The sequence below is a fragment of the Paenibacillus sp. FSL R7-0210 genome (assembly GCF_038009085.1).
In the GTDB taxonomy this organism is placed as follows: Bacteria; Bacillota; Bacilli; order Paenibacillales; family Paenibacillaceae; genus Paenibacillus_AQ; species Paenibacillus_AQ silagei.
Window position 1 is genome coordinate 5,649,425 of sequence record NZ_JBBPAR010000001.1, and the last position, 24,144, is coordinate 5,673,568.

Annotated in this window: 24 protein-coding genes; 2 read left to right on the top strand and 22 right to left on the bottom strand. The window is 51.3% G+C overall.

The genetic code is table 11. The annotated features are described in order from the left end of the window. Positions 1 to 2 precede the first annotated feature (2 nt). The 9 genes from MKY64_RS23860 to MKY64_RS23900 all read right to left on the bottom strand — a co-directional run bounded on the left by MKY64_RS23860 (position 3) and on the right by MKY64_RS23900 (position 10,198). Positions 3 to 1,013 carry an NAD-dependent epimerase/dehydratase family protein gene (locus MKY64_RS23860; RefSeq protein ID WP_340956212.1) on the bottom strand — a complete coding sequence of 337 codons (1,011 nt, stop codon included), beginning with the start codon at positions 1,011 to 1,013 and terminating at the stop codon, positions 3 to 5. A 79-nt stretch (positions 1,014 to 1,092) separates the two neighbouring features. Then, on the bottom strand, positions 1,093 to 2,151 hold the full coding sequence (locus tag MKY64_RS23865) for a hypothetical protein (protein WP_340956215.1): 1,059 nt from the start codon (positions 2,149 to 2,151) through the stop codon (positions 1,093 to 1,095). Between the two features lie 11 nt (positions 2,152 to 2,162). Further along, positions 2,163 to 3,650, bottom strand: a complete 1,488-nt coding sequence (locus MKY64_RS23870) for a class I adenylate-forming enzyme family protein (protein ID WP_340956216.1) — start codon at positions 3,648 to 3,650, stop codon at positions 2,163 to 2,165. After that, positions 3,647 to 3,886, bottom strand: coding sequence for a phosphopantetheine-binding protein (locus MKY64_RS23875; protein WP_209875469.1), 240 nt, complete (start codon positions 3,884 to 3,886; stop codon positions 3,647 to 3,649). Before MKY64_RS23875 ends, MKY64_RS23870 begins: the two co-directional genes overlap by 4 nt. A 445-nt stretch (positions 3,887 to 4,331) precedes the next feature. Next, on the bottom strand, positions 4,332 to 6,293 hold the full coding sequence (locus MKY64_RS23880; RefSeq protein ID WP_340956220.1) for a carbohydrate-binding protein: 1,962 nt from the start codon (positions 6,291 to 6,293) through the stop codon (positions 4,332 to 4,334). 263 nt (positions 6,294 to 6,556) lie between these two features. Beyond that, positions 6,557 to 8,104 (bottom strand): 23S rRNA (uracil(1939)-C(5))-methyltransferase RlmD, encoded by a 1,548-nt coding sequence (rlmD, locus tag MKY64_RS23885; RefSeq protein ID WP_340956222.1) that lies wholly within the window; start codon positions 8,102 to 8,104, stop codon positions 6,557 to 6,559. A gap of 34 nt (positions 8,105 to 8,138) precedes the next feature. Next, a complete protein-coding gene (locus tag MKY64_RS23890) occupies positions 8,139 to 9,029 on the bottom strand; it encodes a diacylglycerol kinase (protein WP_076080215.1) in 891 nt (296 codons plus the stop codon). A 104-nt stretch (positions 9,030 to 9,133) separates the two neighbouring features. Further along, entirely contained in the window at positions 9,134 to 9,904 is a 771-nt protein-coding gene (locus MKY64_RS23895; RefSeq protein ID WP_076080212.1) for a sirohydrochlorin chelatase, read from the bottom strand. Between the two features lie 3 nt (positions 9,905 to 9,907). Then, a complete protein-coding gene (locus MKY64_RS23900) occupies positions 9,908 to 10,198 on the bottom strand; it encodes a YerC/YecD family TrpR-related protein (RefSeq protein WP_019913624.1) in 291 nt (96 codons plus the stop codon). A gap of 374 nt (positions 10,199 to 10,572) precedes the next feature. On the opposite strand from MKY64_RS23900, the gene MKY64_RS23905 reads away from it, so the two are divergent. After that, the gene (locus tag MKY64_RS23905; protein WP_076080210.1) at positions 10,573 to 11,121 is read left to right on the top strand and encodes a hypothetical protein; all 549 of its coding nucleotides are present in this window, start codon (positions 10,573 to 10,575) and stop codon (positions 11,119 to 11,121) included. Positions 11,122 to 11,147: 26 nt separating this feature from the next. On the opposite strand, the gene corA is transcribed toward MKY64_RS23905, so the two are convergent. The 13 genes from corA to MKY64_RS23970 form a co-directional block, all read right to left on the bottom strand. Further along, entirely contained in the window at positions 11,148 to 12,107 is a 960-nt protein-coding gene (corA, locus tag MKY64_RS23910) for a magnesium/cobalt transporter CorA (protein WP_036730901.1), read from the bottom strand. A 205-nt stretch (positions 12,108 to 12,312) separates the two neighbouring features. After that, positions 12,313 to 13,215 carry a response regulator gene (locus MKY64_RS23915; protein ID WP_036730902.1) on the bottom strand — a complete coding sequence of 301 codons (903 nt, stop codon included), beginning with the start codon at positions 13,213 to 13,215 and terminating at the stop codon, positions 12,313 to 12,315. A 3-nt stretch (positions 13,216 to 13,218) separates the two neighbouring features. Then, positions 13,219 to 14,508: an ATP-binding protein gene (locus tag MKY64_RS23920; protein WP_036730903.1), complete on the bottom strand. Its 1,290-nt coding sequence runs from the start codon at positions 14,506 to 14,508 to the stop codon at positions 13,219 to 13,221. A gap of 87 nt (positions 14,509 to 14,595) precedes the next feature. Continuing rightward, positions 14,596 to 15,246 carry an amino acid ABC transporter permease gene (locus tag MKY64_RS23925; protein WP_036730904.1) on the bottom strand — a complete coding sequence of 217 codons (651 nt, stop codon included), beginning with the start codon at positions 15,244 to 15,246 and terminating at the stop codon, positions 14,596 to 14,598. A gap of 42 nt (positions 15,247 to 15,288) precedes the next feature. Beyond that, complete coding sequence (locus MKY64_RS23930) at positions 15,289 to 15,939, bottom strand: ABC transporter permease subunit (RefSeq protein ID WP_143803770.1); 651 nt, start codon at positions 15,937 to 15,939, stop codon at positions 15,289 to 15,291. A 185-nt stretch (positions 15,940 to 16,124) separates the two neighbouring features. Then, entirely contained in the window at positions 16,125 to 16,979 is an 855-nt protein-coding gene (locus MKY64_RS23935; protein ID WP_340956229.1) for a glutamate ABC transporter substrate-binding protein, read from the bottom strand. Positions 16,980 to 17,012: 33 nt separating this feature from the next. Next, the gene (locus MKY64_RS23940) at positions 17,013 to 17,741 is read right to left on the bottom strand and encodes an amino acid ABC transporter ATP-binding protein (RefSeq protein WP_036693252.1); all 729 of its coding nucleotides are present in this window, start codon (positions 17,739 to 17,741) and stop codon (positions 17,013 to 17,015) included. A 333-nt stretch (positions 17,742 to 18,074) separates the two neighbouring features. Next, positions 18,075 to 19,064, bottom strand: coding sequence for an inorganic phosphate transporter (locus tag MKY64_RS23945; protein WP_036730908.1), 990 nt, complete (start codon positions 19,062 to 19,064; stop codon positions 18,075 to 18,077). Between the two features lie 12 nt (positions 19,065 to 19,076). Beyond that, positions 19,077 to 19,694, bottom strand: coding sequence for a DUF47 domain-containing protein (locus MKY64_RS23950; RefSeq protein ID WP_036730910.1), 618 nt, complete (start codon positions 19,692 to 19,694; stop codon positions 19,077 to 19,079). 204 nt (positions 19,695 to 19,898) lie between these two features. Beyond that, on the bottom strand, positions 19,899 to 21,014 hold the full coding sequence (locus tag MKY64_RS23955) for a DUF3048 domain-containing protein (protein WP_340956230.1): 1,116 nt from the start codon (positions 21,012 to 21,014) through the stop codon (positions 19,899 to 19,901). 169 nt (positions 21,015 to 21,183) lie between these two features. Then, positions 21,184 to 21,960, bottom strand: a complete 777-nt coding sequence (locus tag MKY64_RS23960; protein ID WP_036730914.1) for a DODA-type extradiol aromatic ring-opening family dioxygenase — start codon at positions 21,958 to 21,960, stop codon at positions 21,184 to 21,186. Between the two features lie 83 nt (positions 21,961 to 22,043). Further along, the gene (locus tag MKY64_RS23965) at positions 22,044 to 22,874 is read right to left on the bottom strand and encodes an alpha/beta hydrolase family protein (protein ID WP_036730916.1); all 831 of its coding nucleotides are present in this window, start codon (positions 22,872 to 22,874) and stop codon (positions 22,044 to 22,046) included. A 204-nt stretch (positions 22,875 to 23,078) separates the two neighbouring features. After that, positions 23,079 to 23,279, bottom strand: coding sequence for a hypothetical protein (locus MKY64_RS23970; RefSeq protein WP_076080196.1), 201 nt, complete (start codon positions 23,277 to 23,279; stop codon positions 23,079 to 23,081). A gap of 185 nt (positions 23,280 to 23,464) precedes the next feature. Here MKY64_RS23970 and MKY64_RS23975 point away from each other — a divergent pair, with 185 nt between their 5' ends. Beyond that, a complete protein-coding gene (locus MKY64_RS23975) occupies positions 23,465 to 24,127 on the top strand; it encodes a DUF1129 family protein (protein WP_340956234.1) in 663 nt (220 codons plus the stop codon). Positions 24,128 to 24,144 lie beyond the last annotated feature (17 nt).

Sequence of the window (24,144 nt, forward strand, 5' to 3'; positions counted from 1 at the left end):
GTTTAATGGATATATTGACCTTGGTAATAATGGATCGTTCTAGCGAGTGCATCCTGCAAACCGATCGCCGGTTCCCAGTCCATAATCGTCCTTGATACGGTAATATCCGGCTTCCTTCTCCTAGGATCGTCTTCCGGCAGCGGGAGAAACTCGATCTGCGCGTTGGACTTCATGAGCTCCTTCAATACTTGGGCGACTTCAAGGATGGCGACTTCCTGCGGATTCCCCAAATTGACTGGCTGTTCATACGTGGTGCCCAGCAGTCTTATAATCCCTTCCAGCAAATCGTCGATATACTGAAAGCTTCTCGTCTGTCTGCCGTCGCCATAAATCGTAAGGTTGCGCTTGGACATGATTTGATTAATGAAATTGGTAATGACACGTCCGTCATATAAATCCATCTTCGGGCCGAATGTATTGAAGATTCGAATGACCCTTACCGGTATGCCGTATTTCCTGTTCATCCAGTAGGTGATCGCCTCTGCATACCGCTTCGCTTCGTTGTAGCAGCTTCTTGATCCAATCGAATTCACGTTGCCATAGTAGCTCTCCGGCTGAGGGTGAACGGTTGGGTTGCCGTAGATCTCGCTTGTTGAAGCCAAGAAGAAGGCAGCCTGCTTTTCTTTGGCCAGTTGCAGCAGATGCATCGTTCCTTCGCTGTTGACCCTCATCGTTTCGATCGGATAGGACAAATATTTGGGCGGGCTGGCAGGACTTGCGAAATGCATCACCCAATCGACAGGTTCTTCAACTGCGAGCGGATAAATGACGTCATGCTCGATAAACTTGAAATTGGGGGAACGTAAGAGATTGTCCATGTTGACAGTGGACCCGGTCAGCAAATTATCGACACCGATAACGGTATGGCCTTCCCGCAGCAGCCTCTCGGCAAGGTTGGAACCGATGAAGCCTGCAACTCCTGTTAATACAATGAAAATAAAGATCCCCCCATTGCCTAAGGTTGGTGAACGGTGCTTGAGGTGAGTGGATACGCGGTGGTTATGCTTATTCAATACGCTGTCACAACGATTATGATCCCGGCATCACTCCCTCCATGAATATACCTGGCTGACATTATTTGCGCCTTCGGTGTTACTGAATGCCTACCTTACTAAGCCATCGTTCAAGGAATATTGATTCTTCATTTTCTATATTCGTTATCAGCCTATATAAGCTTTCTGAAATACTCATATCACTTGTCAAATTATATTTAATCGCTACATTCACAAGGATCTTTGCCTTAAGTTCAATGGCTGTGAATTCATCTATATGCTCTTGATTTAATTGAATTAAATGCCGATTATCGTACAAATACTTGAGTCTCAGCGTCATTATCTTCTTATGATCATAAAGTAAATGAAAGGGTCTTATATCAAGCTTAGACTTATCTTCCGATGTTTCTTTCACATAATTAAATAGAGTGGTGTATATTTGCATGCCGAAGTCAAGATTATCCCTGTCGCCCCCGTAGTTGAACATCTCCCAATACTCCGGCGTTTTCTTAGTGAAATAATTTCTTATAGAATTCACTAGGGTATCCGCACTGAATTTATCCTGATATTGATCATTGAATCTATACAGATACACCATCTCTCTAAGATAATCATGATTGGTTGTTAGATGATTAGTGTTGAACGCAAGATTGAAATCGGCAAATGATATCTCAGCTTGACTATACACGCCGTTCTTAAAGAAATCGGAAACATACAATATCTCTCTGTCTAAATCATAGCCGTAAACAAATATGTCATGATGCAATTGGAGTCTATGATATCGGTCGCTTAGGGGCACGTAGAAATAATTCACCATGGTGTGGATATAATGATTAGCATTAATATTTTCTATAATAAAATGAATAACAGAGTCCCATTTAGCTGTTACAGTATCTCTATGTATCTTTTGAGTCGAAATCCATTTGCATGCATCCGAAGGCCGCAGCTCATAAGTCAGAGGGAAATAAAAATCTCCCCAATGATGTTTATAATCTTTGTTAATAAATAATTGAATATAATTGCTGAATATCCATGGGTGTGCGCACTCGTAATGGGTAAGTACGGACAAGAGATGAGCATGCTGCGTATAGGTTGTAATCATCGGATAACTTACCGGCAATATTCCCCTGCCCAAGGTGTGAGTTGTATTCTTCAACATTTCGTTCACCCCTACTCATTTAGCAATAAGCACTTCGTACTTGCCCTGTCCAGTTTTCCTGTTTTTGTTTTGGGAATGTCATCTACAATCCTCCATTGTCTAGGTACCTTATACGAAGACAAATGCAAGTTGCAATGTTGTGTCAGCGCATCTAGATCAATCAGACATTCTTCACAAACTTTCAGAAATGCGATGGGTACTTCGCCTAATAGATCATCGTGCACACCAACAACCATGACTTCCTCCACTTCTTTCAAACCATATAAGAACTCTTCGATTTCTTCCGGATAGATATTGATACCGCCGGATATAATGATATTTTTCTTTCTGCCTGTGATGATGAGACACCCTGATTCATTCCAAAATCCCAAATCTCCTGTCTTTAACCAGCCATCAACAATGGTATTGTTCGTTAACTCCGGGTTGTTGTAATAACCGAGCATCACATTTGGGCCCTTGACCCAAACTTCTCCGATAGCGGCTCCTTCAACCTCATTCTCTTCTTCGTCAACAAGCCGAATAGAAACGTCACTGATGGGTGATCCACAGGATAAGCAGCGTTCTCCACGGTCCATCATACTCACCCTAGGAGAAGCTTCTGTCAATCCGTAGGTTTGAATAATGTCCGCTTGGGGAAATACAGTCTGAAGATTGTCTACTAATTTCGCGGGAATCGGCGCACCGCTTATAACAATAAATTCAATGGAATCAAAGGCACTCCAGTTGGTTGTCTGATGATAATCGGAAACAAAGTGCATCAATTGCGTAGGCACCGCTGAGAATGCCGTGACCGCCTTATCCTGAAACAGTCTAAACGCTGTGCGCGGCAGCAAGGGCAAGCTGATAAGCCTAATTCGGGTTCCAAATAGCATACAAGAAATCAATTGCGTGACAATTGTAGAACTGAAATGAACGGGCATCGTTACAAGAAACGAATCTTGATCCGTATAGCCCACCTTTCTGCCATGTGCCAACGCATTCGTTAATACATTTTCATGGGATAACATAACGATTTTAGATTGTCCGGTTGTGCCCGATGTAGGAAGGAGAATAGCACATGAATTGGGATCGGACGGATTCGTGAGCGAGATCGATTCAAACGAAGGCACCGGTTCTTGCGAGAAATCCTGAGCGGTAACCCAATAAATATGGCGATTTAAACGCGCAGGCTGTGCATATTTGCTGATAACCAGCTTGGCGTCACTGGCTTGTAAAATATTTTCAATCTCAGTTAGGGATGCCGAGTAAGGAACCGGTATGAGTACATGACCGCTGAACTGAATGCCAAGCGCCGCAGTAATGAACAAGGGCTCATTATTTGTGTAGACTGCAAGATGGCTGCCGGCCTCAAGCTCAAAGTTCTTTTTGATATATAAAGCAATTAAGTATGCTTCTGTCATCACTTCCGCATAAGTCCACTGCTGCTTCAGATCTTGAAGGATAATTTGATCCTTGCGATCACAAGCCTCCATGAATAAACGATGGATGATAGTCATCATATCGTTGTCTCGGTCAAATAATTAAGGATTAATCCAGTCGTGGAGAACTTCTCAAACAACAGATCCTCATCAGGGATCGAGATATTAAACTTCGATTCCATTGAAACAATAAGCTTGATGAAGCCCACCGAATCGATCCCTTGATCCAATAAAGGGGTATTGTGGTCATCCGGATACTTGATGTCAAGCTCAGCAAAAATTTCATCTCTCAAGATAAATTCTATTGATTTAGACATCATGTTTCCTCCGTTAGATAATCTTTAGAAAGGCTGATTAGAGAGGATAGCATACATGGTGATATTCAGTAATGAGCAGGTAGGTGAAAGTGAGTGTGAAGGAGAATAATCTCAAAACGATGGACAATGTGCATACGCACTAAAAGAGTTGTTTGCAGAGATGCTGCAATGAATGCTGGAGGCGGAATATGACTCGGTGCAGGAATGAAAAGCAGAAAAAAGCATTTTCCCAAGCGATAAAGCCCTGCTGAAAATGCTCTACTTCACTACGGTGAATGACACCCGTAAATGGATATGTTTAGTATAAATTGCAAATATACCAATTGTCAACAATTTTAAATTTTAGGCAACACTAGTGAGGACGTCCTTTAGCTGAATAAAGAGGTATATCATTTGATATACCCCTTGATCCATCTTATTGCAATTACATCAAACCGTTTGCATTTTATTTGAACTGGAACCAAGTTAAATTTGCAACTGTGGTTGAATCTGACTTCACAAAAGTAACATATACCGTATGGGTTCCTACCGCTGTCCCGGCAGTAATCGGGATATTCTTGAGGGACCATGACTGCCATCCGCCGGTGCTTTCTGCTGTCCAATAACCCAGCATAGTGCCTGTAGGGCTATCCAAGTGGAATTCGATCTTTCCGCCGGAATTAGCGGAGGCAACCTTCATATCAATACTTGTTTTAGCTGTACTGCCAAAGTCTACATTTTTAAATGCGATATAGTCGCCATTACTTCCTCCGCCAACATCCAGCCCGCCATCCGTGCTTGCCTCATAGGAAATAACACCTGAACTAAGGTTATAGCCTTCCGCTTCAAATTTCAATGTGTTGAACTTGGGAGCTGCAGCATAGCTGTTCGTATCTGTTATTTTCAAATCTGTCAAATTATCTACCGCAACTCCACCGACGCGGACATTGTTTAAAGTAACTCCCGAGACAGTAGCAGTATCACTCCAGCCCTTCATGATGGAAACTTCACCTAAAGCGCGTAAATTGATATTATTATAGACCACATTTTTGATCGGACCGGTTTTTGCCGAAAGATCAAACCATCTGGAGTGAACACCGGATCTTGGCCAGAAGCCTTCTACATCTATATTGTCAAATACGATGTTTTGTGCTGCCGGAGTTCCATACAGATGACCTACCGCTAAAGCGCGCCAGCACCGGTATACAAAAGAGTTTTTAACCACAATGCCATCCTGAAGCTGTTTCACTCCATCTCCAACCTTGAATGCTCCACATCTGCTCCAGGCCAAAGCATCATCGACAACTACATTGGACTGGTTCTCAGGAGTTCCCGGCCAGTTGGCAGCGATATCCGTAGTGGCTACATCCCAGGTCTTAAAGGAGTAGGTGTCATCCTCTGATACTGCTACAGTGTGCTTGATGAGTACATTCTGGCTCTCTTGGATGTCTATTGCATCATTCTCATAATCAAGTTCATTGTTGTTGAAGTGCTTGGTATTCTGGAAGGTTACGTTATTGGATCTTGTAACGATTGTAGCCCAGCCGCCGCTGTCTCTGATGGTTATGCCGTCAACCATGAAGTTGCTGCACTGCAAGGGTACAAGAATATTGTTCAGATAATTGTTTGTATTTCTCATATAATGGCCATTACCGTCAATCGTTCCCCTGCCGTATATCTTAATATTGTTGGCATTGGTTTCGGTATAAATAAACCATGTCCCATCCTTATTCAGGGAATTCTTATGGAAATGGGTAGTGTAATCGCTTGGATTTCCTGACCCCCTTATAACAGAACCACCCTCCAGATAAACCGAGACATTGCTTTTTAGAACAATGTTACCGCTCTTATACACTCCGGCTGGAACGTATACGATACCGCCGCCTGCTGCGTTAGCCGCATTGATGGCATTCTGTATGGCAGGTGTAGCCAAAGTGGCACCGGTACTGTCAGCACCGTACCCGGTTTTAACATTGTATATCCCTGTACCGGATGACGCCGGAACATTGGTTTCAAGAGCATCTGCCGCGATAACCAGATCCTTCAGGTTATTGATTTTAACGATAAGATAGGTTGGTGATGAAAGGGTAAAGGTAAGGGTATTTCCGCTCTTGGTTGCAGTGATTCCCAAAGCTTTGGGTGAAATATTATAGGTATTGATGGGCTCGCTTGCTGTTATTGTGATTGTAGTCGTACCTGAAAAAGAGAAATTACAATAATTATAGTTTACAAATACCGCCGAAGTGTCGATGACCGGTATATTGGTAGAGTCTGCTGTTACCGTGTATTGACTGGTCGTGGTATAGATTGACGGTAATGGATAGCTTACAATTGTACCCGCCGCACTTGCGGTCAAAGGAAAGACAGGTAACAGATTGGCCATACAAAAAATTAATAATGCACTTAATAACTTTAACTTCCTTAACATAAATAAACACCTCTTTCATATTTTTTAGAAAATACTATATATCCCTTCTGTATTCGCTTACAACCTGATTATAGTTTGATAGGCGTATCCGGATAAGGCGGGTAATCCCACATTAAGGGCAGATTTCTGCAGCAGCTTTATACAGAAAAGAAAGGCTGCTGAACAAAATCATCACAGAATAGCAAGCAAAAGCGCAAAAATAAAGACGCTGCGGGGAGTAATTCCCGAGCGTCTTCTTGCTTTCTTTTATGTCGAATTATCACCTACTTCAGCTCCAGCACCGCCACACTCTCCACATGCACCGTATGCGGGAACATGTCCACCGGCGTAACCTCCACCGTCCGGTAGCCCCCGTCCTCCAGCACCCGCAGGTCGCGGGCCAGGGTGGATGGGTTGCACGACACATACACGACACGCTCCGGCTGCATCAGCAGGATGGTCTCCAGCAGGCGCGGGTCGCAGCCCTTGCGCGGGGGATCGATGACGATGACGTCCGGGGTGATGCCCTGCTCTTTCCAGGCCGGGATGACATCCTCCGAAGCGCCCACTTCGAACTTCACGTTGTTCATGCCGTTCAGCTTCGCGTTGGCGCGGGCGTCCTCGATGGCTTCGGGCACGATTTCTACACCATACACCTGATCCGCATGCTGGGCCAGGAATAACGAGATGGTGCCGATGCCGCAATACGCATCAATCACAGTCTCTTTGCCGGTTAGCGCAGCATACTCCAGCGTTCTGCCGTAGAGCAGCTCGGTCTGCACCGGGTTCACCTGGTAGAAGGACCGTGCCGAGATCGCGAACTGCACCTCGCCAATGTAGTCGTAAATGACCTCGCTGCCCCACAATACGCGGGTATCGTTGCCGAAGATAACATTGGTGCGCTGGGTGTTGATGTTCTGGCAGATGCTGACCACCGCAGGAAGCTGCCCGCGGATACTGCCGAGCCAGGCGTCCAGGTGCGGGATATCCCGGCCGTTCGTGACCAGCACCAGCATCATCTGACCGGTGCGGAACGCCTTCTTCACCACTACATGGCGGAGCAGTCCACGGCCGGTCTCTTCGTCATAGGCGGTGATGCCCAGCTCACGGCCGAGGCTCTTGACGGTGGCAACGACCTTGTCGTTGTCCTCATGCTGGATCAGACAAGTCTCCATGTCGATGATCCGGTGACTGCCGCGTGCGTAGAAGCCGCCGACCAGACCGCCGTCGGTTACCCCGATAGGCACCTGGGCCTTGTTGCGGTAGCGCCAGGGCTCGTCCATGCCGAGGGTGGGCAGCACGCGGATGCCTTCAGCCAGGTAACTTGCATCGCCCGCACTACCACCTTCAACCGCTGCAAGCTCTGCCCCTGCATTTGCAACATCCGTATCAACGCTACCGCCAACTACTCCTCTACTTGGCACACCAGCCACTTCCAGCTTTCCGATCCGCTGCAGGTTGTCCACCACCAGCTGCCGCTTCCATGCGAGCTGCGCGGTGTAGTCCATATGCTGCAGCTGGCAGCCGCCGCATTGATCATAGATAGGGCAGGGTGGCGCGATGCGGTCGGGGCTGGCCTGCACCAGCTCCAGCAGCTTGGCGTAGCCATACTGCTTCTTGGTCTTCAGCACTCTGGCCCGGACCTTCTCACCGGGGAGTGCGCCCTGCACAAAAAGGGTAAAGCCTTCGACGCGGCCTACCCCTTCCCCTTCATGGGTCATGCCGATGATATCGAGCAGGACCTCCTCATTCTTGTTCACTGGCAATCCGGCCACAGCGGCCGGCCTTTGTTCCCGGCGGCTTGCGCTGCGTCCGCTGCGGTGTTTATTCATGTGTATAGGTTCACTTCTTTCATGTTCTTCACGATTAATTCTGCGCAAAAATCCGCAGATGCTGCGGCAGGATGCTGAAGTTGCCCGGCAAGGTGCCGCCCAGCTCGCCGTCCAGGTTCAGCTGTACGTAGCCGGGAGAGGTTACCTCCATGGCATCGGTGCGGAAATGGATAACCTTCTTGTCATTCAGGTGATCTCCGCGAATGGTTAGACGCACCAGCCGGATGAACTCGGCCAGGTTGCATTTCTTAACGGCAATAACATCGAGCAAGCCGTCATCGATGCGCGCACCCGGAGCCAGCTTCTCGAAGCCGCCGACCGAATTCGTATTGGCGATCAGGAAGAGCATGAACTCGTCATGGATCATCTCCTGGCCGTTCGCGCGGATGTACAGCTCTTGCGGAGCAAGGCTGGCCATCTTCTCGATCCCCTTCAGGTAATAGGCAAGCTGCCCCATCATGGTCTTCAGCTTGCTCGGGACCTCATAGGTCAGCTCCGTCAGTTGTCCGCCGCCTGCTATATTAATGAAGTAACGGTCATTGGCTTTGCCGAGATCGATCAGGCGCGCTTCCTGACGCAGAATCAGGTCGCAGGCTTCCTCCCAATTCTTCGGAATGCCCATGGCCCGCGCGAAATCATTCGTCGTTCCCAGCGGCAATATGCCGAGCGGGGGAAGGTTCGGCTTCTCCGCCATCCCGTTAATCACTTCATTAAGCGTACCGTCGCCTCCGGCAGCTATGATCAGATCATAAGTGCCGCGTTCCACAGCTTGGGCTGCAGCCGCAGTAGCATCGCCCTCTCCCGTTGTTGCATGGCAGGTAGCTTCGATACCGCCCATATCCAGCCGGTCTAGAATATCGGCGAGTCGTCTTTTCATTTCTTCCCGACCAGAAGTGGGATTATAAATCAATCTCGCAGTTTTCATTACCGGAACGCCACCTGTTTATATAATGGATAACTTTACTGATTATACCCAATTCTGTACCCCACAAGCAATGTCAGGGGCCAGCTACATTACCCGCTTACGAATTAACGCTGACCCTCAAGACGCTGGAGCGCTGCTTCCACCTGCCGCTGAATCCAGCGCGGCAGCAGCGGATGCGGCAGCAGCGTCTGGCCGGAGTAGGCATAATCGAGCCCCTCCAGCCGCTGCGGAATAACTACCTTGGTGAAGTACCCCTCACTCAAAAAAAGCGGAGCCACCAGCACATCATAGCCCTGCTCCTGCCAATGCTCCACCCGGCTTCTTACACTGTCCGGGTTCAACAGCCCGTAATCAGCTGCAGCCAGCCCGCTTATCTCCCGTACCCGCGCGGCAAGTGAAGAGATGCCCTGCTCCCAGCGCTGCCGGAAGCCGTCATGCCTGCTGCCGTGTCCGACCAGCAGCACCATCTCCCGCCCGGGATGCTGCGACAGTTCCCGGAGCTTATCCCACAGCATCTGTGCAATATCGGGATCGTCATCGACCGGATATCCGTAATGAACCTTCGCGGCAACCCTGAACGGCGCAAGGTCGGTCTCCCGCTCAGGAACCGGCTTAGCGCCCAACGCATACTCTATCTCATCGACATGCGTACTGCCGGAAGACACAAACAAGGGGATCACAATAATATCTGTGACCCCTGCATGTTCCAGCTTATCAATTCCATCTTGTATCAATCGTCCTTCTACCAGCTCAAGGAAAGCCACTGCCACCGGCAGCTCCTCCCGGAGCGTGAGATGGCTCACTGCCTCATCTACCATCGACACCCAGGCCTGATCACGGGAGCCGTGACTGATTAACAATACACCCGGAACCATAAATTATCGGCCCAGACGTTCCAGCGTAAGCTTATAACCGTCATTGCCGTAGTTCAGGCAGCGCTTCACACGGGAAATTGTAGCCGTACTGGCCCCCGTCTCGGCTTCGATCTGATTATATGTAGACCCCTTGCCCAGCATCCGCGCAACCTCAAGGCGCTGTGAGAGCGATTGAATTTCGTTCACTGTGCACAGATCATCAAAGAATACATAACATTCTTCCATATTTTTCAATGTTAAAATAGCCTCAAATAATTGATCGATACTTTTATCGTTTAGCTTCTTTAGCTGCATCGCCCTATCATCCCCTAAACATTAACTTAATGTGACTATCTTGCCTCTACTATATTGTACTGGAGCACATTTTTCAAGCATTAACGGTTTCACGCTGTAAAGAGTGAAATCGATGGACAAACGTCCATCCCAGGCGCACACCATAACCAGGGTTAACCCGTCTCTACTTCCGGCTCCCAGGTTAGACCGCCTTACTCATAGTACTACAAAACCGTGCGAAATCAAGCATGGACACGGTTTCTTCACTTCCGCCTGCCGCTCTATAGGCATCCGCCCTTTTCCGCTAGTATCCCGGTTACCCGGGCATTCGTCTATACCGTCTGTTCGCCCATGACATACAGTATAGCAAACCACTAACGAAGGAATGTGATCCTATGCCTCAGCATTACTATAATCATTCCCGCCAGCAAGGCCGTTCACTGGCTGAACCTTACAATCCGTCACCTTACCCGGGACTATCTGCTTATACACCTGCACCGCTTCCCGGAGAACCTGAGCTGCTGCCTGCTTACGGCGCTGAAGTCACCGATACGGCACTCGCACTCCCTGCTGCAGAAGCCTCTACCGCGAAGGCCGGAGGCCTGCTGGGCGGACTCGGCAATCTCGGAAGTCTGGCGAATATGGAACAGATCAAGGGCATCGTTGACCGGATGGGCGGAATTGACGGAATCGTCAATACCATGGGCAAGGTACAGAAGGTGATGCAGGGCTTCTCACAGATGGCTCCGATGGTGAAGCTTATGATGGGCGGGTTCGGCAAAGGCAAGGGAAGCGGAGCGGGAGAGCTCGCCGCCGAAGAGGATGCAGCCCTCTATAGCCCCAAACGGCGCAAAAAAAGACGCCCCGCCGCGAAGCGCCGCAATACCACGTCCAAGAAGCGTAAATCCGGTGGGCCTTCCTCCGTTAAGCGCCGCCGTTCCTAAGCGGCGGCGTTTAACGCGCTTTTCTTCTACTTAAACCAGCCGCTCCGCCGGAACCAGCCGAACATCCCGATCCCCAGCACCAGCATAAGCAGCAGCACTGCGAAATAGCTGTATTTCCATTCCAGCTCCGGCATCACCCTGAAGTTCATTCCATAGATTCCGGCGATCAGCGTCAGCGGCATGAATACCGTGGTAATCACCGTGAGTGTCTTCATAATGGAGTTCATCCGGTTGGAGTTGAGCGAGATATAGCTGTCACGCAGGTCGGCGGTCATTTCCCGGTCAACTTCAATCATGTCAGTCAGCTTCAGCAGATGATCGTAGATATCGCCGAAGTAGACCCGCTCCTCGCCGTTACTCTGCACATGCTGCGAATTGACGATCCGGTACATCAGATCACGCATCGGCACAATCGTCCGCCGCAGCTTCAGCAGTCTTCCACGCACATTGAAGACCTGGCTCATCAGTTCTTCCACCGATTCGTTGCCGCCCTGGCTCTCCAGATCTGCGAGTTCATCCTCCAGCGTATACAGGGACGGGAAATACCTGTCGACCAGCTTGTCCATCACTGTGTAAGCAGCAGCCATCGGCCCGCCCGACCAGCCCTTGCGGCTATGAATCTCAGCTTTGACCATCTGCCACGCTTCCTCCATCTCCGGCTTGTCCTGATGATGGTAGGAGACGAGAAATTTCGGGCTGAGGAACAGGTCGATCTCTTCGGCCTCCAATGTCCGCTCATTCAGCGAATGCAGCACGAAGAACTGCACATCCTCGTAATAATCCAGCTTCGGCCGCTGCAAAACATGCATACAGTCTTCAATCGCCAGCGGGTGAAAATGAAAATACGTGTCCAGCCTCAAGGTTTCTTCCTCCGTCGGCATAGCGAAATCCGCCCAGATCCAGGCATAATCATCCAAGACAATATCCTGAAGCAGCAGATCGGTCAGTATCTCGCCCGCATGCGTAACGGCAAGTGTTCGTATCATAATATAAGTCCTCCGCCCTATGTAGGCAATCCGCAGCAGAGCCGCGCTGTTCTAGTTGCTTCCTCCTATTGTACAGCATGTCTACGCAAAAAAATAACCGCCAGCCCGCTGACCAGCGCTCCGGAGGTTTCTTGGTCTTGTCTTTATAGAGTTGACGGCGCCATTTACGGCGAACGGCCCGGTCCGATTTTCCAATATATATAGCTTATCGGCCCAAGCCCTCCAGCACCTCCAGATGCAGCACCTGCAGGAATTTCTTAATATTCACCTTCACCTTGCCGCTATCTCTGCCCTGTTCAATCTCCTTCATCTTCAGGCGCACCTCTTCGAAGTCGAAATACAGCGGCGCATAATGCTCGAACTTCGGATTCCCGTAATCCGTCAGACCAATGGACGCGAGACTTGTCAGACCTGCCGCCAGTGCGCGGCGCAGACGCTGTTCGATGGCCTTGACCTCTTTGGCTGCCTCCGCAGGCACCGGTCTGTACTTGGCAGCGGTCCGCTCGTACAGCTCCTTAAGGGACGGAAGACTTCCGCTGTTCCCTTCGGCTACCGCCAGCTCCATGATCGTGATAATATCACGGCTGCCATTCTCCGAGATCATGCCCATATTCATCAGAATTGGCTGGACAATCTCCTTGACGGTACGCTTGCCAGGCGGCAGCTGCGGCAGTCCGAACTGCAGACCCTCCAGCTTACCCAGCGTCAGCTTGATCTCATCCAGATAACGGCCCATGGCGTAACGTTCATTCACTTTATATAGTACAGATTCCACTTCAATCTTGTTGATCGGCTTGCGGATGAAGAATTCAATTCCGCTCTTGTAGGCGCGGCTCACCATGTCCCCGTTCTCAATCTGCGAGATCATTACGAATTTGGAGCGGCAGCCCTGTGCCTGAAGAGAGAGGATGGTCTCAATCCCGTCCTGGTCCGGCATCAGCAGATCCATCAGCACAATGTCCGGGGTCTCGCTCAGGATCAGGGCTATCCCCTCCTGTCCGCTCTCAGCAGTACCCGTCACCTCACCAAGCCCGCTGTCCTCAATAATATGCTGCAGCATTCTTCTCGCCGACGCGTCGTCATCTACAATACAGAATGATAGCGGCATCCTCTATTCCTCCTTCCGCAGCTTAATGCTCGGCACTGTAATCTGGAACATGGCCCCACCGATATGCGATACCGGCTGAACCGTAATGCTTCCCTCGAACATATTCACAATATCCCGTACATGAGAGAGCCCGATCCCTGTGGCAGCGATGCCCTCTTCATCGAATTTCGTGGTGAAGCCCGGCTCGAACAGCAGGCCGAGGTCACGTTTCCCGATGCCTGTCCCGCTATCGTTCACTGTCAGAATCGTCATGTCGTCCTGCTCATAAGCGTTCAGATGGATGCTGCCTGTCCCTTGGATGACTTCCACCGCATTGGCGGTGAGATTGTTAAGCAGGGTCAATAGAGGAATGTAGCTGTCGGTTGTGTAATCGGAGGTGATGTGAATATGGAATTTGATCTCTTTACCTAGCATTTCTGCATATTTGGCATTGCTCTTAACCGCGAACCTCAGAATGTCCGATAACGGCATGTCCCCGTTCACCTCACGCTCCACCAGCTTCACCAGCCCTGCCAGAATCCGCTGCGAATCCTTCTTCACCTCATGGAGCTGCTGGGTAATATCCAGCACCTGCCGGCTGTAACGCCCTGTGCCTTCCCCGTCCTTCAACTTGCTGTACAGCTCGAAGCTGTTCAGCGTTACCTGCTCCAGGGTGCCTATAGACTTCTTCAGGTAGAACACTTCCCCGTACAGGCCGGAGCCGAATCCGAGCATCTGCTGGGTCCGCTCCTGCTGCTCCCGTTCCCGGATTCGCAGCTGGCTGACAGAGATACTGCTATATACCCCGGTGGTGAAATACGTACGCAGGACGGCAATCGCCATCAGGTACGTCCACTCATTCAGCCGGAAGGTAGCCGAATCCAGTACGATCAGCCGGGTCAGCAGCTCCATTTCATTCGACAGGAGATCGATCAGCGCGGCAACCGCGCCCAGCACCAGCGGATGAAACGTATCGATCCGGCTCTTGATGACACGCATCAGTGCGCCGAACACCATGTAATAGATCATTGCCGAGAAGTGGCTGCTAAGGCTCTGCTCTACCGTCAGTCCGCTTCCCTCCACCATATCCATCGCAGTCCGGAACAGCAGCACAACCACCCCGGCAGCACAACCTGTGCGGATATACGGCAGCTGCCTCATTAACAGCAGGAAGAGGAGAAAGGCGCTGCTGCCCATGGCAATCCGGAAGATATCTCCGTCAAACGGGTTGATCTTGAATTCTCCGGCTACCGCAGTAACGGCGGCCACCAGCAGAATCTGTACCGCCTTCATTCTCAGAATTGATTGTCCCATCGCCACTGCTCCTGCCTTGAGAGGTTGACAACTATAGTATCATAGCCGCACTGGCTTGAATATGGCTTAATCCTCATTCGGCTAAGGTTATACCGCTCTATGCTCAAGCCTTCTGGACAGCAGCGACAGCAGGTAATTGACGACAAAATAAATCAGGGCAACCAGCGCCAGCGTAGGGATGGCATAGCTATAGCTGTGGCCGATGACAATATTGGCATTATGCATCAGCTCCGGCAAAGATATCACAACGGCGAGTGATGTATCCTTCAGCAGGGAGATGAACTGGCTCACCAGTGGCGGAACCATCCGCCGCAGCCCCTGGGGAAGCACGATATGCCATAAGGTCTGTACACTGCTGAGACCGGAGGAACGCGCCGCCTCAATCTGTCCCTTGTCGATCGACATTAAGCCGCCGCGGACAATCTCGGCAATCATCGCCGCTTCGAAGATGGTTAATGCTGCAATGGCTGCAGTAATCAGTCCGAGCTTGATCCCGACCTCCGGCAAGGCAAAGCGGATGAAGAAGATGATCAGCAGCAGCGGCAGATTACGGATCAGCTCCACCAGGTAGAACATGACCGGAGACAGCACCGGTACATCCGAATAACGGATGACGCCAATAATACAGCCGATGATAAAGCTCAGGAAGATCGATACAAAAGCAACGATCAGCGTCACATACAATCCGTCCAGCAGAAACTTCAGATTATCGGCAGAGTATGCCCCTATGAAATCCATAATATCCCTCCTTTAGCTTCAGATGTCCTTTTATGATGCTTCTTAATATTTGCGCTGCAGCCGGCGCTCCCAGATCCGCACGCCGTAGCTGAGCGGAAGCGTAAGCACCAGATAGAATACCGCTACGAAAATGTAGGTGTCGAAGGTACGGTAAGTCTCAGTAGAGATCCCGTCGGCGAAGTACATCAGATCAAGACCGGCCACCAGCGTCAATACTGAGGAGTTCTTAATCAGGTTAATGAACTGGTTGCCAAGCGGCGGGATCACCAGCTTGATCGCCTGCGGCAGAATGATATGCAGCATCGTCTGTATGTAGCTGAGACCGGAGGAACGTGCCGCCTCCATCTGTCCCTTGGGCACGGCCATAATTCCGGCACGGATCGCTTCGGCGATGAAGGCCGAGGTATATACGGCGAGCCCGATCGTTCCTGCCTTGAAGCCGTCCAGCGTGAAGCCCAGGGCGGAAGGCCCGTAATAGAAAATATACACAACCAGCAGCAGCGGGATGTTGCGGATGAACTCCACATACACCGCGCCGAACCAGCGCAGACCCTTGACTGAAGTCATGCGGAAGACGGCAACGACCGCGCCGATCAGGAAGCTGCCGATCAGGGCCAGCACACTGGACAGCAGCGTACCGTAGAAGCCTTCCATATACAGTCCGAAGTATCTCGTTAATATTGAGAAATCCATCAATGTTCACCTGCCTTTACCTGTAGATGAGTTCGTTCCTGCCCGGCATGACCGCAGTTCCTACAAACAAGTAGAAACGGCGTTGCCGTCCTTGGAAAAGGCGGTACCGTTTCTACGAGAATTTCGTGTGAAACCCGTTTATACGTTCTTACCTTGAGGGAAGCATGCTCTTGCTTGGAACAGGCTTATTTAGCCGGAGCTTTACCAATCCACTTCGTATAGATGGCATCATACTCCCCATTCGCCTTCAGTTCAGCCAGTGTATCATTAATCGCCTTAACTACATCGGCGTTGCCTTTCTGGACCGCAATGCCGTAAGGCTCATCGGTGAATGGCTTCCCTACCACCTCGAAGCCGGGGTCCTGTGAGGCCATTCCGTACAAAATTGCATCATCGGTAGTGAGCGCATCACCCTGTCCCGCCTTAAGCGCACTGAAGGCATCCTGGTAGTTATCGAACTCAAGCACGGTTACGCCCGGCACCTTCTCTTTGATATTCTTGATCGAGGTCGCCCCCTTGGAGCCAAGGATCTTCGTATCCTTCGTAACGCTCTCAAGGCCTGTAATCGGGCTGCCCTTCTTCACCAGCAGGGACTGGCCGGCCTGAAAATAGACGTCGGAGAAATCGACTTCCTTCTTGCGGTCCTCCGTAATGGTCATGGTAGCCACCACCATATCGATCTCGCCGTTATTCAGCATCGGAATACGCGTCTTGGAGGTGACCTCCTTCAGCTCAATGGCATTCTCGTCACCGAGAATTTTTTTGGCGATGGCCTTGGAGATATCGATGTCGAAGCCTTCCACTTTGCCGGAGGCCGGGTCCTTCAGACCGAACAGGCGGGTATCGAACTTCACGCCGACGAGCAGCTTGCCGCGCTCCTTGATCTTGGCAATGGCCGCAGAGTCAGCGGCTGCTCCTCCGGCAGCGTTACCGCCTGCCGCATTGTCGTTCTTGCCCTTGTTGTTGCCGCACCCGGCAATGACCAGCATGGCCGCAATCATCAGCACACTTAACACCTTGAAGCTCTTGGACATTTTCATTTCGTTTCCTCCCCGGATTCCTATATATTTAGTTTAGTGGCTTAATACACGGCTGAGAAAAGTACGCGTCCGCTCTTCCTTCGGGCTGGCGAAGAAGGCTTCCGGCTCCGCCTCTTCCACGATCTGCCCCTGATCCATGAAGATGACCCGGTCCGCCACCTCGCGGGCGAAGCCCATCTCATGGGTCACAACGACCATCGTCATGCCCTCGCGGGCCAGGGCGCGCATGACATCCAGCACCTCTCCGACCATCTCCGGGTCCAACGCCGAGGTCGGCTCGTCGAACAGCATAATCTTCGGCTTCATCGCCAGCCCCCGGGCAATCGCCACCCGCTGCTGCTGTCCGCCGGATAGCTGGGAAGGATAGGACTCTGCCTTGTCGGCAATGCCGACCTTCTCCAGATAATACATTGCGGTCTTCTCCGCTTCCGCTTTGCTTAAGCCCAGCACCTTGACCGGGGCCAGCGTGATATTATCTATGACTTTTTTGTGCGGGTACAGGTTGAAGTGCTGGAAGACCATTCCGATCTCTTTGCGCAGGGTATTGATATCTGTCTTGCGTTCGTTTACAGTTATACCGTCCACGGTTAATCCGCCGCTCGTGATCGTCTCCAGACGGTTAATGCAACGCAGCATCGTGCTCTTGCCGGAGCCGGAAGGACCGACTACAACAACGACTTCCCCTTCCTGAACATGCAGATCAATGCCCTTCAGTACATGGAATTGTCCGTAATGTTTGTCTACCTGATGAAAGTCGATCAATGGCTAGGCCTCCTTTGTCTAATCGGGTGTTTGTCAGCAATGGTAACACTTAAAACAAACCTTACTTCAGAGACTACCAAATCCTACATAATACTACGCAAAATTCATTTCTCATATGTTATTTTCTTTTATTCATGTGATGTATTTCATTTTCTTTTTATGCCTATTAACATTTTTTATCAGTTTCGTGTAGCCTTTTGTGACATTCCTCTCTTGAAAAATCAAATAACCTCCGCTTAGGCCGAGGTTTAGCGCTGAACGCAAAAAAAGATGTCCTAAAGCCATCCATGGCTTCTGTGACATCTTGTCCAGGCAATCTATTCTGTTCCAGCCCTAGAAGAAGAGCTTGAAGATCACTCCCGCCAGCAAGGCGCTGATCGGAATCGTAATGAACCAGGTAACCACGATCCGTCCGGCCACTCCCCATTTGACAGCGGAGAAGCGCTTGGCTGAACCTACACCCAGAATCGATGAGGTAATCGCGTGGGTTGTACTTACCGGCAGATGCAGCAGCGTAGCCGTGAAAATAACAGAGGCCGCCGAAATATCCGCTGCGAAGCCGTTGATCGGCTCGATTTTGAAAATCTTCGTGCCCATCGTCTTAATAATCTTCCAGCCGCCGATCGACGTTCCGAGTGCCATGGATGTAGCCGCTGCAATCTTAACCCAGAGCGGAACCTCCATCGTATCCAGCCGTCCCGAGGTGACGAGGGCAAAGGTAATGATCCCCATCGCCTTCTGCGCGTCATTCGTACCATGGGTGAAGGATTGCAGTGCGGCCGTCACGATCTGCATCGAACGGAAGCCCTTGTTGACCGTATGCGGACTCTTCTTCGCGAAGATCCACTTCAGAATCGTCATCACAATATACCCGATTACAAAAGCGATCAGCGGGGAGAAAATCAGCCCTTCTACGATCTCAATGAACCCGCTCCATTTGATATGCTCTGTACCTGCCCCGACATAGACCGCCCCGGCTAACGCACCGATAAGCGCATGGGAGGAGGACGAAGGAATACCCAGCCACCAGGTCACAAGATTCCAGATAATTGCCGCAATGAGCGTCGCTGTGACAATGTCTATCCCGTTGTCCAGCAGGGTCGGATCGGTAATGCTGCCCCCGATCTTCTTCGCCACGCCGGTGAACATCAAGGCGCCGATAAAGTTCATCGAAGCGGCCAGCATGATGGCTGTACGCGGCTTCAGCGCACGGGTTGAGACAGAGGTAGCAATCGCATTGGCGGTATCATGGAAGCCGTTGATGAAGTCGAACGCCAGCGCAAGAAAGATAACAAAAGCTAGTACATATATAGATGTATCCATATTTGAGGCCCCTTATGAGTTACGCATGATGATCGATTCCAGCATGTTGGCTACGTCTTCACATTTATCCGTGGTGGTCTCGAGCCGCTCATACAATTCTTTGCGCTTAATCAGCTCAATCGGGTCCTTCACAGTCTCGAACAGGGCCTTGGTGCAGATACGCAGGACTTCGTCGCCCTGGTTCTCCAGATCATTCAGACGGATGGTGTATTCGCGGATCGCCAGCAGCTTCTTCTGGGAGAGCAAATGAACCGCCTTCTGGATCTCGTATGCACTCTGGCGGAGAATCTCTGCGAACTGGACAATATACTCATCCGCATCCAGCAGGTTATACATATAGAAACGCGAGGCAGAAGCCTCCAGACCATCAATGACATCGTCCATGCTTGTAATCAGATCCATGATGTCGTCCCGCTCCAGCGGCGTAATGAACGTCTTGTTCAATTCCTTGATGACAGTGTGTGTGTAGGTATCGCACTGGGATTCGTATTTCTTCATCTCCCCGGCGAAGTTCTCCACATTGCCCTGGAGAGTCGAGATATTCTGAGCGAAATAATCCGCCGCCTGAACAATGGTGTCAGCCATGTTTTCCAGCGTCTCAAAGAATATATCCTTTTTTCTGAGCCTCATTAGCTTTATACCCCTTTACATGAAATTGCCGTAAAAAAATGCAGCCATCCAAATGTAAATGCATGAAAATGAATGACAACCCTTGTTATCTTATCATATCGACAGAAGGGATAGAAGACAAAAAAACGAACTTTTTTACACTATAATAACAATTCCCTGCAACTTACGAAAATAATCATCCGAACATTCAATCTCCAGCCGGAATTAGGGGGATGCAGGCGCCTGCGCGTATTCGAGATGACTGCTGAACGAAGGACTGTTCGGAACGATCAGAATATGGGTAATCCCCGGGAACATCAGCGCCTCCTTGCCGTCCTTCTTCACGAACCGGATGACGTCTCCGGGGCTGCGCGACCACTTGCCGTTCATCGCTACGCCGCGCTGTAACAACACCGCTTCTCCCCCCAGCTCCGTATCCACCTGCAGCCGGCCGACATCGTCCAGCACCTTATGGTCCGAACCCATCACGATGATGTTTGCCGCTTCCACCGGACGGTTATTATTCAGATCGAGATGCGGCTTGCCGTTCACCCAGCGGGCGTATGTGCGCTGCTCTGCGTTATAATGGTACCCGACATTGTAGCTCTTCAGCAGGAAGTTCACACCCAGCGCAAGCGCCGGGGTGCCCTCCACAGGAATGTACTCCGGATCATGGAAAAGAAAACCCGGTACCTTCACGCTCTCCGCATAACCCAGCTTCACTGCCCCCTCCCGCAGCTTGGCGGCATTGCTGTACAGGTTATGCGGGGCCTTGCGTTCCTTGTCCCGCCAGAAGTAGGCCCCCGCGCGGCCGATTTCGTCCATATCCGCCTTCTTCTGCCGTTGCAGAATGGCATAGGCATCCGGACTGCCTCCGGCATGCACCGTTATGCCGCCATAGCTCTCGCCGATATCCAGCAGGTAAGGGCGGATACTGCGGATCGGCCCAATCTTCACCACCCCGGCATGACTCTGAAAGATACCGATCAGCCGGGTAATTCCGCCTTCGGCCAGCACCTCGTACAGAATATCCGCCTCGCTGATCCCGGACTGCGGGCGGGCCGCCGGGGCATTATTGATCATGACCGCGAGCGGCCGGGGCAGGCTCTCCTCCTCAACCGGCAGGCCTGTTAAGCCGGAGACTGCTCCGGCGGCAGGCTCAGGAGAGGGGGACTGTACCACCTCTGCCGGCTGTGGCTCCAGGGTAGGCGCTGCTGTTGGTGCAGACGTGGGTACGGGCACAGGGCTGGCCTGCTCGTTACTGCAGGCAGAGAGCAGCACGGCGGCAAGGACCAGAGCAGATACAGGACGGGATACATAACGGTTCACCGATATAGACACGTTGTTCCTCCTAATCGTAAGTTACAGCTTGCTTCTCTCGATTCTCTTCTATGAAACTCGCTTCCTTTATTTAATCATAGCTGGCAGAGTTTGTCTTGAGTCAAGTGGAAACGGCAGCACAAAAAGAGTACAGCCCTTATAGCAGCTGTACCCTCTATTCATTCCTATATTAATCAAACATCCAGCAGTTCAGGCTGAGCGTACCGTATTGGTAGGCCTGAATCATTAACTGTGCCGCTCTGCCTTCATCGGCTGCACCCATTACGTAGAACAGCGGGATGAAATGTTCCTTGCCGTAGGTTGGTACGGCCTCCCTCACATGCGGAGCTTGCTTCTCATACGCATATAGGGAGGGAAGATCCCAGGCCGCAAGCCGCTCTGCAATCCACCCGTCGAAGTCAAGCGCCCATTGCTCCGGCTGATCCTTCTGCTTCAGCAGCCTGAGGTTATGCACCAGACCGCCGCTGCCGATCAGGAGGACACCTTCCTCACGCAGCGGAGCAAGCATCCGTCCGATGTTGTACTGCTCCTCAGGCGAGCGGAGCGAATCCACGGATAAGGCCACGACCGGAATATCCGCCTGCGGGAACATGGTCCTCAGGATGACCCAGGCACCATGATCCAGCCCACGGCCCAGCACGGGCTGATGGGGCAGATTACTATCCTTGAACAGTTCCGAAATACGGCGGCTGAGTGCGGGATCACCTGGAGCAGGATAACTCAGCTGATACATCTCTTCCGGGAACCCGTAGAAATCATGCTGCGTTTCATGCTGTGCGTCCACTGTGATCAGCTGCTCGGGACTGTCCCAATGAGCTGAGAAGATCACAATGCCGCGGGGCTTCCCCAGATCCGAACCCAGCCGCTGCAAGAAACGCGTATAGTCGTTATCCTCAAGTACCAGCAGCGGGGAGCCATGCGCAATGAAAAAGGCTGGTAATTTCATAGGGTAAGAGCCTCCATTTCCGGTATGGTCTTCCCCTTTATTTTACAGCTAATTCCTAGCCATTGCGAGTGCCGTTACCGCTCCTATATCATCCAGTTCTGCCATTCCTCCTGCAGATGCTCCTGCTGGTTCATCCAATCCCGGGTACGCTTCAGCACCTGCTCCTGCGCCGGACCCGAAGAGAAGGTATGATCGCCCTGGAAAATAATCTCCTTGTCGCACCGTCCTTCCGGCCGGGTCCAGAACAGCTTCTGGTAGAGAAACGCATAATCTACAGGAATCACATCATCGGAGGTTCCGTGGATGACCAGCACATCGCCGCTGAACTTCCCGGCTTCCTGGAACGGCTGGAAGGCAGCCAGGGAATTGAAGTATACCGGCGTGAACGAATAGCCGGCGTAATCTGCTGAACCGCTCTTCACCGACCGGTCGAAGGCATCTCTGCCAACAATCTTGACGATATCATTGAAGGGATAACCGACAGCTGACCACAGTACAAGGTTCTTCACCCGCCGGTCACGGACACCGGTCAGCAGCGCCACCGCACCTCCCAGACTGTGTCCGATCAGCGTTACACGCTGCGGGTCCACATCGGCCGAGCTGATGCCGTAATCCAGCACCGCCCGGGTCTGCCCGATCATCGATTCCATATCTTCGCTGCCGTAATCACCGCTGCTCTCCCCGCAGCCCGCATAATCGAAGCGGATTACCATATAGCCATCCTGTGCCAGCTCACGGGCTGCCTTGACGAAGATCCGGTCGACACCGATCCGGCTGCCCACGAAGCCATGGCAGATCACTGCAAGCGGCACCCGGTTCTTGCACCGTCCTGTCCCTGCCCGGTCTGCGGCCGGATAATGTATGCTCGCTGTCAGTTCCTCTCCGTTATGCCGGATGATGATATTCCGTTCCATTGCGGCGTCCTCCCCTGAATGGCTGATTTATTTTAAATTATAATAATTCCGATTAACTTAGTATGATTAATATCTCTATTATAATATCTGTGCTAATTTGTTGTCAATACGCATGAAGCCCGCCGCTTACGTCAGCCCTACCGGAGAAAAGGCCCCTTCCACTCCCGCAGGAGCAAAAGAGGCCCATACCCGCTTAGGCATCACTCAGTCATAGCTGTCGTGAAACATGTCGTGTGTCTCCTGCCGGCCTTCCCAATCCCCGAGCCCGTTCTCCTGGCCCTGCCCCGCAGCATCCCATAGGCTGAAGCCGTCAGAATTGCCCCAGTCCCCCACATCATTAGTCGGTACAGGCGTGGTGCCGTCGTTCACAGCCTTGCCGGGTTCCTGCTTGTTTTCCTGTTCCATAACGCTCCCTGCCTTCCCTCTAGCTATAGTTGGTGAAGCCACCACCTCTTCAGTGTTTACTCTTCCAAAAGGATTATTCAGACCTTCGTGAACGAACGTTGTCCTTGCACACGGCTGGTGCACAAACGTATACTCTAGGTTGAAGGTATCCTGATCACTCAATGCTGGAGGTATAGGTCCACACTATGAAAGTCAAAGCTATGATTAAGCAGAACAACCTGCTGCGGGAGCAGATGACGCCGTCTAACCGCTCTTATTACGAAGATATGATTCTGGCGATGCGCGCCAGTTCAGTAGATGCTGTACGTGCAGAGGAACTGCTACTGGAGGCGGCTGAGCTGCTGCTGAAGGGACAAGCCAAGGGCAAGAATGCCAAGCAGATTTTTGGCGAGAAGCCCGGTGATTATTTCAAGGACGTGATGGACAGTGTCCCGCCGCGCATACCGCGCAGCCGGCTGAAGAACTCTATGATGATCTCCTGGTCCGCTCTGACCCTGCTGTTCGGGACAATGGGCATTGCCGGCCTGATTACACAGTGGAGCGGCGGTCCGCACGAACTCTTCGGCCAGCTCAGCCTGTTCACGCTGGTCGTTGTCGGCGCAGGCTCCATCCTGCTGGTTGAGCTGATTATGAAATGGATGGTCTCCCTGTCAGAGGATGACAGTCCGAAGCCCAAGACCTTCGACATTAAGGCCCTGGGCATCTACATCGGAATTGCTGTGATTGCGGTATTCGCCGGCATATTCCTCGATAATCTGTTCCCGGTGATTCCGGTCTCGCCCTGGGTCAGTCTGGCTCTGGCCGCTGCCGGAGGGCTGGGGCTGAAATTCATATTCTTCCCATCTTAGAGGCTGTAACCCACATC

Bases quoted from the DNA above. Each gene is read 5' to 3' on its own strand.
- MKY64_RS23905 (WP_076080210.1), top strand. From the start codon at position 10,573: ATGCCTCAGCATTACTATAATCATTCCCGCCAGCAAGGCCGTTCACTG.
- corA (WP_036730901.1), bottom strand. From the start codon at position 12,107: ATGATACGAACACTTGCCGTTACGCATGCGGGCGAGATACTGACCGAT.
- MKY64_RS23875 (WP_209875469.1), bottom strand. From the start codon at position 3,886: ATGTCTAAATCAATAGAATTTATCTTGAGAGATGAAATTTTTGCTGAG.
- MKY64_RS23920 (WP_036730903.1), bottom strand. From the start codon at position 14,508: ATGGGACAATCAATTCTGAGAATGAAGGCGGTACAGATTCTGCTGGTG.
- MKY64_RS23945 (WP_036730908.1), bottom strand. From the start codon at position 19,064: ATGGATACATCTATATATGTACTAGCTTTTGTTATCTTTCTTGCGCTG.
- MKY64_RS23935 (WP_340956229.1), bottom strand. From the start codon at position 16,979: ATGAAAATGTCCAAGAGCTTCAAGGTGTTAAGTGTGCTGATGATTGCG.
- MKY64_RS23925 (WP_036730904.1), bottom strand. From the start codon at position 15,246: ATGGATTTCATAGGGGCATACTCTGCCGATAATCTGAAGTTTCTGCTG.
- MKY64_RS23975 (WP_340956234.1), top strand. From the start codon at position 23,465: ATGAAAGTCAAAGCTATGATTAAGCAGAACAACCTGCTGCGGGAGCAG.
- MKY64_RS23930 (WP_143803770.1), bottom strand. From the start codon at position 15,939: ATGGATTTCTCAATATTAACGAGATACTTCGGACTGTATATGGAAGGC.
- MKY64_RS23970 (WP_076080196.1), bottom strand. From the start codon at position 23,279: ATGGAACAGGAAAACAAGCAGGAACCCGGCAAGGCTGTGAACGACGGC.
- MKY64_RS23900 (WP_019913624.1), bottom strand. From the start codon at position 10,198: ATGCAGCTAAAGAAGCTAAACGATAAAAGTATCGATCAATTATTTGAG.
- MKY64_RS23880 (WP_340956220.1), bottom strand. From the start codon at position 6,293: ATGTTAAGGAAGTTAAAGTTATTAAGTGCATTATTAATTTTTTGTATG.
- MKY64_RS23890 (WP_076080215.1), bottom strand. From the start codon at position 9,029: ATGAAAACTGCGAGATTGATTTATAATCCCACTTCTGGTCGGGAAGAA.
- MKY64_RS23870 (WP_340956216.1), bottom strand. From the start codon at position 3,650: ATGATGACTATCATCCATCGTTTATTCATGGAGGCTTGTGATCGCAAG.
- MKY64_RS23865 (WP_340956215.1), bottom strand. From the start codon at position 2,151: ATGTTGAAGAATACAACTCACACCTTGGGCAGGGGAATATTGCCGGTA.
- MKY64_RS23960 (WP_036730914.1), bottom strand. From the start codon at position 21,960: ATGAAATTACCAGCCTTTTTCATTGCGCATGGCTCCCCGCTGCTGGTA.
- MKY64_RS23915 (WP_036730902.1), bottom strand. From the start codon at position 13,215: ATGCCGCTATCATTCTGTATTGTAGATGACGACGCGTCGGCGAGAAGA.
- rlmD (WP_340956222.1), bottom strand. From the start codon at position 8,104: ATGAATAAACACCGCAGCGGACGCAGCGCAAGCCGCCGGGAACAAAGG.
- MKY64_RS23895 (WP_076080212.1), bottom strand. From the start codon at position 9,904: ATGGTTCCGGGTGTATTGTTAATCAGTCACGGCTCCCGTGATCAGGCC.
- MKY64_RS23950 (WP_036730910.1), bottom strand. From the start codon at position 19,694: ATGAGGCTCAGAAAAAAGGATATATTCTTTGAGACGCTGGAAAACATG.
- MKY64_RS23965 (WP_036730916.1), bottom strand. From the start codon at position 22,874: ATGGAACGGAATATCATCATCCGGCATAACGGAGAGGAACTGACAGCG.